This window comes from Arthrobacter bambusae, assembly GCF_022606295.1.
Classification (GTDB): domain Bacteria; phylum Actinomycetota; class Actinomycetes; order Actinomycetales; family Micrococcaceae; genus Arthrobacter; species Arthrobacter bambusae_A.
In genome coordinates, this window is record NZ_JAHHZS010000003.1 from 17,443 (window position 1) to 32,291 (window position 14,849).

A 14,849-nucleotide genomic window follows, 5' to 3' on the forward strand; every position below is an offset into this window, starting at 1 on the left:
GACTTGAATTCTTATGGACAGTAATTCTAGGTGCCGGCCTGGGAACTGCAGGGGACGCCGTTCGGCAATCTCCGCGCAGCGCACCCGCCGAGCCGGCAATGCCCGTACACATGCCCATCGCACACCGGAGCTCCAGGCCGGCCGGTCGGCGGATCGCCCATCCGCAGCGTCCGACCAACCCCCGCCGGGTCAACCAGCCCATAGCCCTTCCGGTGCCTTGCGCCAGCCGTTCGCACCATCCGGCGGCCTCTGATGGAGTGGCTTTTCCTTCTCGCCGGCGTGCTCCTGATTCTGGGCACCGGCTTCTTTGTCGCCGTCGAGTTCTCCCTCGTGGCGCTCGACCAGTCAACGGTCCAAAGAGCGGTGGACGGCGGCGACCACGCCGCCGCGGCGTTGCTCAAATGCCTGAAATCCCTTTCCACCCAGCTCTCGAGCTGCCAATTGGGTATCACCCTCACGACCTTGCTGACCGGCTTCGTCATGGAGCCGTCCGTCGGTGCCCTCTTGCACGGACCGCTGCTCTGGGCAGGACTGCCTGAGGCTGCCGCGCAGTCCGTGTCGCTCGTCCTGGCCATGACGTTCGCCACCGCCCTGTCGATGCTCATCGGTGAACTCGTCCCCAAGAACATGGCCCTGGCCTTGGCATTTCCGCTCGGCCGCGCGCTGGCGCGTCCGCAACTGGTGTTCACTGCCGTGTTCAAGCCCGCAATCGTGGTGCTCAACGGCTTCTCCAACAAAATGCTCAACCTCGTGGGGCTGGAGGCCAAGGAGGAGATCTCCGGTGCCCGCTCGCCTTCTGAACTGGCGTCCCTGGTGCGCCGTTCCGCGGAGCTGGGAACCCTCGACGCCGGGACGGCCAACTTTGTCGCCCGGACGCTGAACTTCTCCGCGCGTACGGCGGCCGACGTGATGACCCCGCGCATCCGCATGGAGACCATAGATGCCGATCAGCCGGTGTCGGATATCATCGAAGCAGCCCGGCGGACCGGCTATTCGCGCTTCCCGGTCATCGGCGAATCGGCGGACGACATCCGGGGCGTGGTGCACATCAAGAAAGCCGTGTCCGTCCCGTCGGAACGCAGGAGCCGTCTTGAGGCCGGAGCCATCATGTCCGAGGTCCTGAGCGTTCCCGAGACCATCCACCTTGACGCACTGCTTCTGGAACTCCGGGAGGGCAACCTGCAACTCGCCGTCGTGCTTGATGAGTACGGCGGAACCGCGGGGATCGCCACCCTTGAGGACCTCGTGGAGGAGATCGTCGGCGAGGTGGCGGACGAGCACGACAAGGTCCGGCCTGGATTGCTGCAGAGCGCATCGGGGGACTGGTACTTCCCTGGACTGTTGCGTCCGGACGAGGTCAGCGAACAGATCCCGGGCCTCACCGTTCCCGACGACCCCGCCTACGAAACCGTGGGCGGTTACGTCATGAGCCAACTTGGGCGGATCGCGATTGTGGGCGACGTCGTCGAGGCCGGCGGCGGCACCCTGGCCGTCACCCGCATGGACGGCCGCCGGATCGACCGGATTTGCTTCCACCCCGCGGCGCCCGACACACATGATGATGAAGACGATAAAGGCACTGCCGAAAGCGACTCAAGCGGATGGCAAAGCAGGAAGCAGGCCAACAAGCGGCTGAGCAAGGGCTCGGGCGGTTCGGCAGGCGATGCAGTCGGCAACCCCGTGGCCAAAACCAGCCGTAGAGGACGTGCGGCATGAGCGACTGGGCAGGAATCCTGTGGCTCGTGGTGCTGTTGATCGGCAACGCCTTCTTTGTCGGCGCCGAGTTCGCTGTCATGTCTGCGCGCCGCAGCCAGATAGAGCCTTTGGCCCAAAGCGGGTCCAAGCGCGCGCAGACCACCCTGTATGCGATGGAGCACGTCTCGCTGATGCTGGCGTGTGCCCAGCTCGGCATTACCGTGTGTTCCTTGCTGATTCTCCTCGTGGCCGAGCCCGCCATCCACCATTTGCTGGGGGCGCCGCTGGAGTCCGTGGGCATCCCGGTCGAATTGTCGGACGTCATCGCTTTTGCGGTTGCCTTGCTGGCGGTCACGTTCCTGCATGTGACCTTCGGCGAGATGGTGCCCAAGAACATCTCTGTTTCCGTGGCGGACAAGGCGGCCTTGCTGCTGGCGCCGCCGTTGGTCCACGTCGCCCGTTTCGTGAAGCCCGTCATCTGGACGTTGAACTGGCTGGCCAACCGCATCCTGCGCTTGATGAAGATCGAGCCCAAGGATGAGGTCACCTCTTCCTTCACGCTTGAAGAGGTGCAGTCCATCGTCCAGGAATCGACCCGCCACGGGCTGGTGGACGACGACGCCGGCCTGCTGAGCGGCGCGTTGGAGTTTTCCGAGCACACCGCGGCGCACATCATGGTGCCGCTCGGCAAGCTCGTGATGCTCAAGTCCGGTTCCACACCTCGCGAACTGGAGAAGGCGGTCAGTCGCACCGGATACTCCCGGTTCCCTGTGTTGGACGACGACGGCGAGTTGACCGGTTACCTGCACATCAAGGACGTGCTTTCCATCCCGGAGGAAGGACGACGCTATCCGATCGCGGAAAGCCGGATCCGGTCCCTCGTGAACCTCGCACCCGAGGACGAGATCGAGGATGCCATGGCCGTGATGCAGCGGACCGGCTCGCATCTCGGCCGGGTTGTGGGAACGGACGGCGCGACCCTGGGTGTGTTGTTCCTGGAGGATGTTATCGAGCAGCTTGTGGGCGAGATCCGTGACGCCACCCAGGCGCGGGGAATCCGGCGGCTGGGCGGACCCGAATCGGTGTGACCTCTTGCCGGTCCCGCGGGGCCGGCACGAGTCGCCGGGAATTCTAAATAGGAATCATTCCCATTTATGGATACACTCATTGAGTCCCCTGTTGTGCTTGATTCGGTAGATCCGAGGTTTCCCGTGCGTCGTAGTGCCGCCCGTCCTTCCCTGACCGCTTTGCCGGCCGCGTGCGCGGCGTTCGCCGTCCTGCTTGCCGGGTGCGCGGCACCCGCAGCGACGGCGCCGTCGTCGTCCTCCGGGGTGATCGACGTCGTCGCCTCCACCAGCGTGTATGGCGATATCGCCAAGAGCGTCGGCGGTGACAAGGTGTCCGTCACCTCCATCATCAGCAAGACGAACCAGGATCCGCACTCCTACGAGGCAAGCACCCAGGACAAGCTGGCAGTCTCCAAGGCCCAGCTGGTGATCGACAATGGTGCGGGCTACGACGACTTCTTCAACAAACTGGCCGATGACAGCAAGGTTGCCGCGGATAAGACCATCACGGCCGTCAGTGTGTCCGGGCTCCTTCCTGCGGCGACCACCGGTGCATCTCCCTCCGCGGTGCCGGAAGGGTTCAACGAGCATGTTTGGTACAACTTCGGTGCGATGGCGAAAGTGGCCGATGCCGTGGCTGCGAAGCTTGGAAACCTGAACCCTGCCGATGCCAAGACCTTTACGGCCAACGCTGACAAGTTCAAGTCCTCGCTGACCGGGCTCAGCGCCAAAGTGGCCGAAATCAAGGCCTCCAAGGCTTCCGCTCCCGTAGCCATCACGGAGCCCGTCCCTGGCTACCTGCTTGAAGCCGCCGGCCTGGAGAACAAGACCCCCGAGGAATTCAGCCACGCCATTGAGGTCGGCTCGGATGTTCCGCCCGCAGCCGTCAAGGAAACGAGCGATCTGATTACCTCGAAGTCCGTCCGATTCCTCGCCTACAACGAGCAGACCGCGAGCGCCGAGACCGAAAAGCTGAAGTCCGAGGCAACCGCAGCCGGTGTCCCGGTGATCGGGTTCACCGAGACACTTCCCGAGGGCAAGGACTACGTCGCCTGGATGACGGACAACGTAGGCAACGTTTCTGCTGCCCTGAACAAGTAAGCGGACCCAAGCGGCGAAGAACAGGCGGGCCCCGCAATCGTCCTAAGATGTACAGGGCGGCTGCGGGGCCCTCTCCGTTCATCCAAGCGCCGGCCGCCAGCTTCATAGCTTCGCGAACCCCATGGATCGAGGAATCTTTTTGACACCGGTAGTGAGCCTTCGCGGCGCGGGCCTCCAGTTCGGCCAACGGGCCCTCTGGAAGGACCTCGACGTGGACATCCAGGCGGGTGAGTTCTTCGCTGTGCTCGGTCCGAATGGCAGCGGCAAGACCAGCTTCCTCAAAGTCCTCCTTGGACTGCAGCAGCTTCACTCCGGGACGGTGACCGTGGCCGGACATCCCGTGGAACGCGGCAGCCGGAAGATCGGTTACATACCGCAACAGAAGTCCTTTGCCCCGGACACGCCCCTGCGTGCCAGGGACCTGGTTTCCCTCGGCGTCGACGGTCACCGCTGGGGTCTGCGTATCAAGGCGAAAGCCGTCAATGAGCGGGTCGACGCGCTCCTGGACTTAGTGGGGGCGAGTGACTATGCCCGCGTGCCGGTTGGTCAATTGTCCGGCGGAGAGCAACAACGGCTGCGTGTTGCGCAAGCCCTCGCCGCGGAACCTGAACTCCTGCTCTGTGACGAACCGCTGCTGTCCTTGGACCTGCACCACCAGCAGGCCGTGAGCTCCCTCATCAACCGGCAATGCCACGAGCGCAACAGCGCCGTGGTCTTCGTGACCCACGAGATCAACCCGGTCATCGACTACGTCGACCGTGTGCTCTACCTCGCCGGCGGCAGGTTCCGCGTGGGAACACCGGAGGAGGTCATGACCACCGAAGTCCTCTCCGAGCTCTACAACAGCCGCGTTGAGGTCATTCGCGCGAACGGCCGGATCGTCGTCGTCGGGCTTCCGGACGCCACCACCCACTATCACGATGACGCCCACGCCGGTGTGGAAGAAGGCCACTAAATGGATCTCGGCAGCATCCTGCACACCATCTTCAACTTTGAAAACTACGGCGAACTGCTGGCGCTGGTCCAGAATTCCATCTTGGCCGGTGCGGTCCTCGGCCTGCTCGGCGGCCTCATAGGAACCTTTGTCATGAAGCGGGACCTCGCTTTCGCGGTGCACGGCATTTCGGAGTTGTCCTTCGCCGGTGCCTCTTTTGCCCTGCTCATCGGGGCGGACATCATTTTCGGTTCGCTCGCTGGGTCCGTCGCGGCTGCGCTGCTTCTGGGACTCATGGGTGTCCGGGCCCGGGACAAGAACTCGATCATTGGCGTCATCATGCCGTTCGGCCTGGGCCTGGGCATCTTGTTCCTGGCCCTCTACCAGGGCCGGGCGGCCAATAAGTTCGGGTTGCTGACGGGCCAGATCGTTTCGGTGGACACGGTCCAGCTCCAGGTCCTGGCCGGCACGGCCGTGGTGGTCATGCTCGCGCTGGCCGCGATATGGCGCCCGCTCAGCTTCGCCAGCGTGGACCCCGAGATGGCGGAAGCCCGGGGAGTTCCTGTCCGCGGACTGGCGATTGCCTTCATGGTGTTGCTCGGCGTCAGCGTTGCCTTGTCCATCCAGATTGTCGGCGCGCTTCTGGTGCTGGCACTGCTGATCACGCCCGCAGCCGCTGCGCTGCGGGTGACCACTTCGCCGCGGCTCGTGGTCTTGTTGAGCGTGGTCTTCGCGATCACTGCCACGGTGGGCGGGATCCTCCTGGCCCTGGGCAGCAGGATTCCCATCAGCCCGTATGTCACCACGTTGTCGTTCCTGATCTATGTGGTGTGCCGGATCATCGGCAACGTACGCGCCAACCGGGGAATCAACGGCAGGATTGTCCGCCCCGGCGCGGCCATGGGCCAGGCAGCGGAAGACCAGGCGGTAGCCGGCTAGAGCAGGCCCGCTGCCTTCTTTGCGGTGCACTCCGGGCAGAGCCCGAAGATCTCCACGGTGTGCGCCACCTCGGTGTAGCCGTTTTCGGCGGCGACCCGTGCTGCCCACGTCTCCACGGCCGGAGCTTCCACCTCGACGGCCTTCCCGCAATTGCGGCATAGCAAATGGTGGTGGTGGCCCGTGACCGCGCAGCGGCGGTAGACGGCTTCGCCGTCGGCGTTTCGCAGGACATCGATGAGACCGTCGTCGGCAAGCGACTGCAGGATGCGGTAGGCCGTGGCCAGGGACACCGAGACACCTTGGTTCTGGAGGAGCCGGTACAGTTCCTGCGTGCTCACGAAGTCGTCCAGTTCGTCCAGCGCGGCACTGACGGCCAGTCGTTGCTTGGTGACGCGCTGCTCCCTGACGGCGGGATCCTTCGCGGCCGGAACCGGCTCGGCTGCGGGCCCGGACGTGGCGGCATTGGCGCCCTGTGACATTCGTGGACTCATTTCGATATGGATGTTCGCAAACACCAACGTTACCAGCCGGCGGTCCCCGGATGTCGGTTCGTGGACACCATGGGAGGCCCGCCCTAGGCTGGCTGCATGAAGCTCACCAAGTTCACCCATGCTTGTGTCCGCCTGCAAAAGGACAGCCAGGTCCTCGTGATTGATCCCGGGACTTTTTCCGAGTCCGAGGAAGCCCTCGCAGGGGCCCACGCCGTGCTCATCACCCACGAGCACGCGGACCATGTGGACGCCGACGCCGTCGTCGCGGCACTCAAGGGAAACCCCGGACTGCAGGTGCATGCGCCCGCGGGGCTCGCATCCGATCTGGCCGCGAAGGCGGGCGACGACGGCGGGCGGGTACACGCCGTCGAACCCGGCTCGTCCTTTGACGCAGGGGGCTTCGCGATTCGTTCCTTCGGAGGGCAGCATGCCCTCATCCATCCGCAGATTCCGGTCGTGGCCAACATCGGCTACCTCGTGGACGCAAACGTCTTCCACCCTGGCGACTCGTTCGTCGTCCCGGACGGCATCGAGGTGCAAACCCTGCTGGTGCCCATCCACGCGCCCTGGTCGAAGATCGGCGAGGTGGTTGACTTCGTGATCGCGGTCCGCGCACCCAAGGCCTACCCGGTCCACGATGGGCTGTTGAACGAACTCGGGCGCGGTCTGGTGGAAGGCCACGTGACCCGCATCGGCGCGAAGTACGGTACCAGCTATGCGAGGTTGTCGCCGCGGGAATCGGTGGAGGTCTAGCTCAGTCCGCCGCGCCGCCTATATGCTGCCCGGCCACGTGCCTGTCTCGAAGAAGTCGGCCAGGACGGCCTCGTACGGGGCCGGGTCCAGGCCTCGCTCGGCGATCCAGTCCGGGTTGTAGTAGCTCCCCGCGTAGCGATCGCCGGCGTCGCACATGAGCGACACGATGCTGCCGCGCTGTCCCCGGGCCACCATCTCGGCGACCAGCTGGCAAACACCCCAAAGGTTGGTTCCCGTGGAAGGCCCGGCATGCAGCCCGGCCAGCCGGCGCAAGTGCCGCATCGCGGCGACGGAGGCGGCATCGGGAACCTGGATCATGGTGTCGATGACGGCCGGGACGAAGCTGGGCTCCATGCGGGGCCGGCCAATGCCTTCAATCCTGGACGGCATCCCCGTGGAGTAGTCCGGCACGCCGTCGCGCCAGCCGGGATAGAACGCCGAGTTTTCGGGATCGACCACGGCCAAGCGGGTGGAGTGGCAGTGGTACCGCAGGTAACGGCCGATGGTGGCGCTGGTTCCGCCGGTGCCGGCGCCCACCACGATCCACTCGGGCACCGGATGCTCCTCGAGGGCGAGCTGCTCGAAGATCGATTCCGCGATGTTGTTGTTGCCCCGCCAGTCGGTGGCGCGCTCGGCAAAGGTGAATTGGTCCATGTAGTAGCCGCCGGACGTCCGGGCAACTTCCTCCGCCATAGCGTAGACCTCCGAGGCGTGGTCCACGAGAAGGCAGGCGCCGCCGAACTCTTCGATGAGGGCGATCTTCTCAGGGCTGGTGGTCCGGGTCATCACGGCGATGAACGGGAGCCCGATCAACCTGGCGAAGTACGCCTCGGACACTGCGGTGCTCCCGCTGGAGGCCTCCACGATGGTGGTCCCTTCCGTGATCCAGCCATTGACCAGGCCGTAGAGGAAGAGCGAGCGCGCCAGTCGATGCTTGAGGCTGCCGGAGCGGTGCGTGGACTCGTCCTTGAGGTAGAGCTGGACACCCCAGTGTTCGGGGAGCGGCACCGCGTAGAGGTGCGTGTCCGCCGAGCGGTTGTTCTCGGCCTCGATGCGTCGGATTGCCTCGCTGGCCCATGCCCGGTCCTGGTTGCGTAGAGTGCTCACCGATCCAGCCTACCGGCGGCGGCTGCCGCCCAGGGATAGGCTGGTAGCCGGTTGGCAGCTGCACGGCAGCAGCTTCGACGTCGTTTGGTAGAAGCAGTAAAGCGAAGGAGATTCGATGGCCACCCTCATTGACGTAGCCGCGCTCAAGGACCGCATGGATGCGGGCAAGCGGACAGTCTTGCTGGACGTCCGTTGGGTGTTGGGCGACCCGCACGGCCATTCGCACTTCCGCCAGGCCCACATTCCCGGCGCAGTCTATGTGGACCTGCATCACGAACTCGCCGATCCCACGGCCGAGGGCCAAGGCCGGCACCCGTTGCCGCCCACCGCGGCGCTGCAACGGAGCGCCCGAGCGTGGGGCATCAACGACGGCGACACCGTGGTTGCGTACGACGACAGCGGCAGCACCGCAGCGGCGCGGTTGTGGTGGCTGCTCCGTGACGCCGGTTTCCATTCCGTCTTCCTGCTCGACGGCGGATTGGGCGCTTGGCGCGCGGCCGGCTATCCGCTGGCGCAGGACGAACAACCGCCGGTTCCGGGCGACGTCGTGCTTGGACACGGCCACATGGATGCCATCGGCATGGACGAGGCGGCGGACTGGCACAGCCGTGGAATCCTTCTCGATGCCCGGGCGGGGGAGCGCTACCGTGGCGAATTCGAACCCATTGATCCCCGCGCGGGACACATTCCCGGCGCGCTGAGCGCTCCCACTGCCGGAAACCTCGGACCGGACGGCACGTTCCTCCGCGCAGCGCAGCTCCGCGACAGATTCGCTGCCCTGGGCATCGACGAGGGCAGCAAGGTGGCGGTCTATTGTGGCTCCGGGGTCACCGCAGCCCATGAGATCGCCGCCCTGGAGATCGCAGGATTCAGGGCAGCCCTCTTCCCAGGCTCCTTTTCGCAGTGGTCCTCGCTCGAGTCCAATCCCGTCGTCACCGGAGCAGCGCCCCTGGGCATTTCGGACCAATGAGTCTTGGCTTGCCGTGAAGCCAGCGGGCGTGGCGGCGCAGAGTGGCAAAAAATCAGCCCGCAGGGGTAGCGTCGAGGCATGACTCCCGGACGCCCCGTTCCTCCGCCCCTTGGCAAGCCGCTCGTCGTGGATGACGCGACGGCGGATACCTCGCCGTCAACGCCCGCAGCTGCGAAGGGAACGCCGACCCTCGCGGCCGCCTACGGCGCCACGTCGGCCCACAGCGGCCTTGTCCCGCTGACCGTGGCCCGCCGCGTTCCCAAGGAAGACGACGTCGAGATCGAGATCGATTTCTGCGGCCTCTGCCACTCCGACGTCCACGCGACACGGGGCGAATGGGGCGCCCAGAACTATCCGTTGGTCCCGGGCCACGAGATCGTGGGCCGGGTCCGCCGGGTGGGCTCCGCCGTCGACGACTTCGCACCCGGAGACCTCGTGGGCGTCGGCTGCTTGGTGGATTCCTGCCGCGAATGCGGCAGCTGCCTCGAAGGCCTGGAGCAGTACTGCGAACGCGGAAACGTCGGAACTTACGGGGTGAAGGACGCCCGGAACGGCGACTCCATCACGCAGGGCGGGTACTCCACCTCGGTGGTGGTCGATCGCCGCTTCGTGCTGCGCGTGCCCGAGGGCCTCGACCCGGCCGCCGCGGCGCCGCTGCTGTGCGCGGGCATCACCACCTACTCGCCGCTGCGTTACTTCGACGTCAAGGAGGGCGACGTGGTGGGCGTCGTCGGACTCGGCGGACTGGGCCACATGGCGGTCAAGATTGCGAAGGCCATGGGGGCGCGCGTGGTGGTATTCACGACGTCGGACGCCAAGTTTGAGGCGGCAATCGAGCTCGGTGCCGACGAGGTGATCCTCTCGAAGGACCCCGAAGCCATGGAAGGCGCCAACCGTACCATCGACGTCATCATCGACACCGTGGCTGCGCCGCACGACCTGAACCCGTACTTCCGCACCTTGCGGCTGAACGGTGCCCTCTTCCAATTGGGGCTTCCTCCCACCGACATGCCTCCGGTCAGTCCCGGCGCGCTGATCCGGCGCCGGCTCTCCTACGCGGGTTCGTTGATCGGCGGCATCGCCGAAACCCAGGAAATGCTCGACTTTTGTGCCGAGCACGGCGTAGTAAGCGACGTCGAGGTCGTCACCGCCCGGCAACTCAATGAAGCCTACGACCGCATGGTTGCCGGCGACGTCAAATACCGTTTCGTCCTCGATACCAAGACCCTTCAACCCGCGTCGGAAAAGGCAGACATATGAGCACCCTGTTCACCAAGATCATCAACGGCGAGATTCCGGGACGCTTTGTCTGGAAGGACGACGACGTCGTTGCCTTCCTGACCATCGCCCCGCTGACTGATGGCCACACGCTCGTGGTGCCCCGCGAAGAGGTGGACCGCTGGACCGACGTCCCCACTGGGCTCCTCAACAAGGTCATGTCCGTCGCGCAGGCAATCGGCAAGGCGCAAGTGGAGGCGTTTGGCGCGCCACGGGCAGGACTGTCCGTGGTGGGCTTCGAAGTGGAGCACTTCCACGTGCACGTCTTCCCGGCAACCTCGCTGGCCGATTTCGACTTCGGGACCGTAGAGCACAACCCGGACCCTGCCCGGCTCGACGCGAATGCGGCGAAACTCCGGGCAGGCCTCGCCGCCGCAGGACACGGGGAGTTCGTTCCCGCGGATTGAGGGCGCGACGATGTGCAGGAAGGTTTCGGTTTAGATCCCGTCATGAGTGCATGAGGGTCGACAGAATGACCGCTATAAGTGAGCGGGCGTTTGGGGTTGGGGGCAGCTACGCGGGGGCCAGCGCCTGGTTGAGAACCGTCCGGATGCGCTTTTCCGAGACCGAATAGGCCGTGCCGAGCTCGACGGCGAAGAGGCTGACGCGCAGTTCCTCGATCATCCAGCGCACCCGTGTTAACTCGGCTCCTGCCCGTCGGCCGGGCAAGAGCGCGGAGACGGCGTCGTCGTAGTCGTCCTCCAGTGCCTGCACGACCGACATGTTCAGCCCGTCGCGCTGGACATTGTTCGGGAGCTTTTCGAGGCGCTTCTCGATTCCGGCCAGATAGCGCGGCAACTGGCTCAATTGGGCGTAGCCCGTCCGCGCCACAAATCCGGGGAAGACGAGCTGCTCCAGTTGGCTCTTCATGTCATTGAGCGCCCTGATCAGGGCAAGGCTCGTGCTGCCCTTGAGTTGCTTCTCGATCCGCCGGGTGCTCCCCAAAATGCGTTCGACGACGGCGGTCACCGTGAAGACGGTGTCGATCAGTTCCGCGCGGACCAGCTCGTACAGGGCATCGAACGCCGTCTTGTCCCAGGGAAGTTCGGCGGGAGTCAGCTTGTCGATGGCCGCCAGGACGCAGTCCGCGATCAAGGCGCTCACCGAACCATGGGGATTCTGGCTGAACGTCAACTTCTCGGTGTTGTTCAAATGTTCCAGCACGTAGCGGTCCGGCGCGGGAACCCGCAGGGCGAGCAGCCGGATAACACCGCCGCGCATTGCCGACTCCTGCTCCGCCCGGGTCTGGAACACGCGCAACGCAACGGTTTTGCCCTCATCCACGAGAGCTGGATAACCGGTGACATCGTGTCCTTTAACCGTCCGCGTCACGTGGCGCTCGATAGCCCCGAAAGTCCATGCGGTCAGCCCGGTTTGCTCTGAGAGGAAACCGGCTCCCTGAGGGGTCGTCCCGCCGCCGTTTCCCCCGGAGGCTCCGGCACCCGCGGCACGTGGGCCGTCCTTCGAACCTTGGGCGCGTGCGGTCGTCGCGGGTGTTGCGCCCAGGGATTCCGCGATGGCCCGGCGGGTGGCGGGGGCCAGCTGCTCCTGGAGGGCGGCGAGGTCCTTGCCTTCGTCGAGCACCTTGCCGCGGCTGTCCACTACCTTGAAGCTGACGCGCAGGTGCGCCGGAACGGCGTCCCAATTCCAGGATCCCGGAGGAATGATGTGTCCGCGGATACGGCGCAGCACCAGCTCGAGCGAGGCCTCGAGATCGTCCGAGGCGGGGTCGAAGTCGCTTTCCAAGGCAGCAGCAGCCTGCCGGGCCACATCAGGGGCCGGCACGAAGTTCTTGCGGAGATGTTTGGGCAGCGACTTGATCAAGGCCGTGACGAGCTCCACCCGCTGGCCGGGTATCTGCCAACGGAAGGGTGCGTCGTCGAGCTGGTTCAGGAACAGCACGGGTACCTCGGCCGTGACGCCGTCCGAGGGATTGGGCGGCGAGCCGGGCGCCACGGGATGGAACTCGTAGCTCAGGGGCAGCTCAAAGCCCTTGTGAAGCCAGGTCCTCGGGTAGGCGGAATCATCCAGGGCTTCGGCGTCCTCGCTGATGAGCAGCGATTGGTCGAAGTCCAGCAAGGTGGGATCCTGCTGGCGGGCTTCCTTCCACCATTTGTCGAAGTGGCGTTCGGAGACCACGTCCTTGCCGACCCTGGCATCGTAGAACTCGAAAAGCGCGTGGTCGTCCACGAGGATGTCGCGGCGGCGCATCCGTGTCTCGAGTTCCTCGATCTCATGGAGCAAGGCGCGGTTGCGGTGGAAGAATTTGTGGTGGGTTTTCCAGTCGCCCTCTACGAGCGCATGCCGGATGAAGAGTTCGCGGGAGAGTTCGGGATCGATCCTGCCGTAGTTGATGCGGCGGTTCGGGATGATGGGAACTCCGTAGAGCATCACCTTTTCATGGGCCATGACCGAGCCCGTCCGGGTGGACCAGTGGGGCTCGCTGTAGGAGCGCTTCACGAGGTCCGGTGCAACCTGCTCTGCCCACACAGGATCGAACTTCGCGGCCACCCGGGCCCAGAGCCGGCTTGTTTCAACCAGTTCCGCGGCCATCACAAACGCCGGCGACTTCTTGAACAAAGCCGAGCCCGGGAAGATGGCGAAACGGCTGCCTCGTGCTCCGGCGTATTCGCGCTTGCGTTCATCCAGCATGCCGATGTGGCTCAGCAGTCCCGACAGCAGGCTGATGTGGATCCCCTCGTTGTTGCCAACAGGGTCGGCCTCGCGCTTGTTGTCGATCGTGATGCCCAGCGGCTTGGCGAGCTGGCGCAATTGCTGGAAGAGGTCCTGCCATTCCCGGACGCGCAGGTAGTTGATGAACTCGTTCCTGCACAGCCGGCGGAATTGCGTGGAGGAAAGCTCCTGCTGTTTCTCCTGGATGTAGTTCCACAAGTTCAGGAATCCGGTGAAGTCCGAGTTCTCGTCCCGGAAGCGTGCGTGCTTCTCCGCCGCAAGCTGCTGCTTGTCCGTCGGGCGCTCGCGCGGATCCTGGATCGTCAAGGCCGCCGCCAGGATCATGACTTCCTTGACGCAGCCGCGCTTGCCAGCCTCGACAATCATCCTGCCGAGCCGGGGGTCCACTGGGAGCTGCGCCAACTTCTGCCCGACGGCGGTCAGGCCGCCGCGGTTGTCCGCGCCGCCCCCGCGCGTGTTTCGGCCGTCGACGGCTGGGGGAGCGCCGCCGTCGCCCGTGCGGGCAGCGCTCAAGGCGCCGAGTTCGCGCAGCAGCGTGACGCCGTCGTTGATGGCACGGGAGTCCGGCGGCTCAACGAAGGGGAAGTTCTCGACGTCCTTGGGGCCGCGGGCAACGCCCATGGCAGTCATCTGCAGGATGACCGCGGCAAGGTTGGTCCTCAGGATTTCGGGATCAGTGAACGGGGGGCGGGACTCGAAATCCTCCTCGGAATAGAGCCGTATGGCGATACCCTCTGACACGCGCCCGCAACGGCCGGAACGCTGGCTTGCCGATGCCTGCGAGACGCGTTCAATCGGCAGCCGTTGCACCTTGGTGCGGTGCGAGTATCGCGAGATGCGGGCCGTGCCGGTGTCGATGACGTACTTGATCCCGGGCACCGTCAGGGACGTTTCGGCGACGTTGGTGGCGAGGATGATCCGCCGCTTGCCGCCCGGGTTGAAGACCCTGTGCTGCTCCTGCAGGCTCAAACGGGCAAACAACGGCAGGACCTCCGTGCCCGCCAGCCTGCGGTTGGCTTGGATCCGGCCGTTCAGGGCTTCCGCGGCGTCACGGATCTCGCGCTCGCCGGAGAAGAACACCAGGATGTCTCCGGGAGACTCCAGCGCGAGCTCGTCGACGGCGTCGCACACGGCGTCGAGGGGGTCGCGGTCTTCCTCGAGCTCGTCGTCGGAGGCGTCCTCATCCTCGCCGGAAGCGCCGCCGGCCGGCTGGGACAGCGGCCGGTAGCGGATTTCCACCGGGTAGGTCCGGCCCGATACTTCAATGATCGGAGCAGGTTCTTCTTCGCTGCCGAAATGCTTCGCGAAACGCTCGGGGTCGATGGTGGCCGAAGTGATGATGACTTTCAGGTCCGGCCTTTGCGGCAGGATCCGCTTGAGGTAGCCCAGGATGAAGTCGATGTTGAGGCTGCGCTCGTGTGCCTCGTCGATGATGATGGCGCTGTACTTCCGCAGCAGCTTGTCCCGCTGGATCTCGGCCAGCAGGATGCCGTCGGTCATCAGCTTGATCTTGGTAGCCTTGCTGACCTCGCCGGTGAAACGGACCTGGAAGCCCACTTCCTGCCCGATCTCCACGCCCATCTCGAAGGCGATGCGTTCCGCAACGGTGCGCGCGGCAAGGCGACGCGGCTGGGTGTGGCCGATCAGGCCCTTGTCCCCGAGGCCGAGTTCCAGGCACATCTTGGGGATCTGCGTGGTCTTGCCGGAACCTGTTTCGCCGGCGATGATGGTCACCTGGTTTGCGGCGATCGCCGCCATCAAGTCCTCGCGGCGCTCGGAGACGGGCAGCTCTGCGGGGTAGGAAATATGAAATGTCATGG

At 65.1% G+C, this 14,849-nt stretch carries 12 protein-coding genes; 9 read left to right on the plus strand and 3 right to left on the minus strand.

Translation table 11 applies throughout. The features are described from left to right. Positions 1–252 precede the first annotated feature (252 nt). The 5 genes from KNN17_RS02640 (at position 253) to KNN17_RS02660 (ending at position 5,736) form a co-directional block, all read left to right on the plus strand. Positions 253–1,716, plus strand: a complete 1,464-nt coding sequence (locus KNN17_RS02640) for a hemolysin family protein (RefSeq protein ID WP_241707381.1) — start codon at positions 253–255, stop codon at positions 1,714–1,716. Beyond that, the gene (locus KNN17_RS02645) at positions 1,713–2,783 is read left to right on the plus strand and encodes a hemolysin family protein (protein WP_241707382.1); all 1,071 of its coding nucleotides are present in this window, start codon (positions 1,713–1,715) and stop codon (positions 2,781–2,783) included. The genes KNN17_RS02640 and KNN17_RS02645 overlap by 4 nt, the downstream gene beginning before the upstream one ends. 66 nt (positions 2,784–2,849) lie before the next feature. Next, on the plus strand, positions 2,850–3,863 hold the full coding sequence (locus KNN17_RS02650) for a metal ABC transporter solute-binding protein, Zn/Mn family (RefSeq protein WP_241707383.1): 1,014 nt from the start codon (positions 2,850–2,852) through the stop codon (positions 3,861–3,863). A 121-nt stretch (positions 3,864–3,984) separates the two neighbouring features. After that, positions 3,985–4,818: a metal ABC transporter ATP-binding protein gene (locus tag KNN17_RS02655; RefSeq protein ID WP_372489614.1), complete on the plus strand. Its 834-nt coding sequence runs from the start codon at positions 3,985–3,987 to the stop codon at positions 4,816–4,818. Continuing rightward, positions 4,819–5,736 carry a metal ABC transporter permease gene (locus KNN17_RS02660; protein ID WP_241707385.1) on the plus strand — a complete coding sequence of 306 codons (918 nt, stop codon included), beginning with the start codon at positions 4,819–4,821 and terminating at the stop codon, positions 5,734–5,736. On the opposite strand, the gene KNN17_RS02665 is transcribed toward KNN17_RS02660, so the two are convergent. Continuing rightward, entirely contained in the window at positions 5,733–6,215 is a 483-nt protein-coding gene (locus KNN17_RS02665; protein WP_241707386.1) for a Fur family transcriptional regulator, read from the minus strand. The two genes, KNN17_RS02660 and KNN17_RS02665, sit on opposite strands and share 4 nt — an antisense overlap. Positions 6,216–6,323: 108 nt before the next feature. On the opposite strand from KNN17_RS02665, the gene KNN17_RS02670 reads away from it, so the two are divergent. Beyond that, positions 6,324–6,980: an MBL fold metallo-hydrolase gene (locus tag KNN17_RS02670; protein ID WP_241707387.1), complete on the plus strand. Its 657-nt coding sequence runs from the start codon at positions 6,324–6,326 to the stop codon at positions 6,978–6,980. Between the two features lie 18 nt (positions 6,981–6,998). On the opposite strand, the gene KNN17_RS02675 is transcribed toward KNN17_RS02670, so the two are convergent. Further along, positions 6,999–8,087 carry a PLP-dependent cysteine synthase family protein gene (locus KNN17_RS02675; RefSeq protein ID WP_241707388.1) on the minus strand — a complete coding sequence of 363 codons (1,089 nt, stop codon included), beginning with the start codon at positions 8,085–8,087 and terminating at the stop codon, positions 6,999–7,001. A 115-nt stretch (positions 8,088–8,202) separates the two neighbouring features. Between KNN17_RS02675 and KNN17_RS02680 the strand changes: the two genes are divergently transcribed. The 3 genes from KNN17_RS02680 to KNN17_RS02690 all read left to right on the plus strand — a co-directional run bounded on the left by KNN17_RS02680 (position 8,203) and on the right by KNN17_RS02690 (position 10,742). Next, positions 8,203–9,057 (plus strand): sulfurtransferase, encoded by an 855-nt coding sequence (locus tag KNN17_RS02680; RefSeq protein ID WP_241707389.1) that lies wholly within the window; start codon positions 8,203–8,205, stop codon positions 9,055–9,057. A 78-nt stretch (positions 9,058–9,135) separates the two neighbouring features. Then, the gene (locus tag KNN17_RS02685; RefSeq protein ID WP_241707390.1) at positions 9,136–10,317 is read left to right on the plus strand and encodes an NAD(P)-dependent alcohol dehydrogenase; all 1,182 of its coding nucleotides are present in this window, start codon (positions 9,136–9,138) and stop codon (positions 10,315–10,317) included. After that, complete coding sequence (locus KNN17_RS02690; protein ID WP_241707391.1) at positions 10,314–10,742, plus strand: HIT family protein; 429 nt, start codon at positions 10,314–10,316, stop codon at positions 10,740–10,742. The genes KNN17_RS02685 and KNN17_RS02690 overlap by 4 nt, the downstream gene beginning before the upstream one ends. Positions 10,743–10,848: 106 nt before the next feature. Here KNN17_RS02690 and hrpA read toward each other — a convergent pair whose 3' ends face one another. Further along, positions 10,849–14,847, minus strand: a complete 3,999-nt coding sequence (gene hrpA / locus KNN17_RS02695; RefSeq protein WP_241707392.1) for an ATP-dependent RNA helicase HrpA — start codon at positions 14,845–14,847, stop codon at positions 10,849–10,851. Positions 14,848–14,849: the final 2 nt, after the last annotated feature.

Coding starts and splice junctions, on each gene's coding strand:
- KNN17_RS02640 (WP_241707381.1), top strand. CDS start 253: ATGGAGTGGCTTTTCCTTCTCGCCGGCGTGCTCCTGATTCTGGGCACC.
- KNN17_RS02645 (WP_241707382.1), top strand. CDS start 1,713: ATGAGCGACTGGGCAGGAATCCTGTGGCTCGTGGTGCTGTTGATCGGC.
- KNN17_RS02650 (WP_241707383.1), top strand. CDS start 2,850: ATGGATACACTCATTGAGTCCCCTGTTGTGCTTGATTCGGTAGATCCG.
- KNN17_RS02655 (WP_372489614.1), top strand. CDS start 3,985: ATGGATCGAGGAATCTTTTTGACACCGGTAGTGAGCCTTCGCGGCGCG.
- KNN17_RS02660 (WP_241707385.1), top strand. CDS start 4,819: ATGGATCTCGGCAGCATCCTGCACACCATCTTCAACTTTGAAAACTAC.
- KNN17_RS02665 (WP_241707386.1), bottom strand. CDS start 6,215: ATGTCACAGGGCGCCAATGCCGCCACGTCCGGGCCCGCAGCCGAGCCG.
- KNN17_RS02670 (WP_241707387.1), top strand. CDS start 6,324: ATGAAGCTCACCAAGTTCACCCATGCTTGTGTCCGCCTGCAAAAGGAC.
- KNN17_RS02680 (WP_241707389.1), top strand. CDS start 8,203: ATGGCCACCCTCATTGACGTAGCCGCGCTCAAGGACCGCATGGATGCG.
- KNN17_RS02685 (WP_241707390.1), top strand. CDS start 9,136: ATGACTCCCGGACGCCCCGTTCCTCCGCCCCTTGGCAAGCCGCTCGTC.
- KNN17_RS02690 (WP_241707391.1), top strand. CDS start 10,314: ATGAGCACCCTGTTCACCAAGATCATCAACGGCGAGATTCCGGGACGC.
- hrpA (WP_241707392.1), bottom strand. CDS start 14,847: ATGACATTTCATATTTCCTACCCCGCAGAGCTGCCCGTCTCCGAGCGC.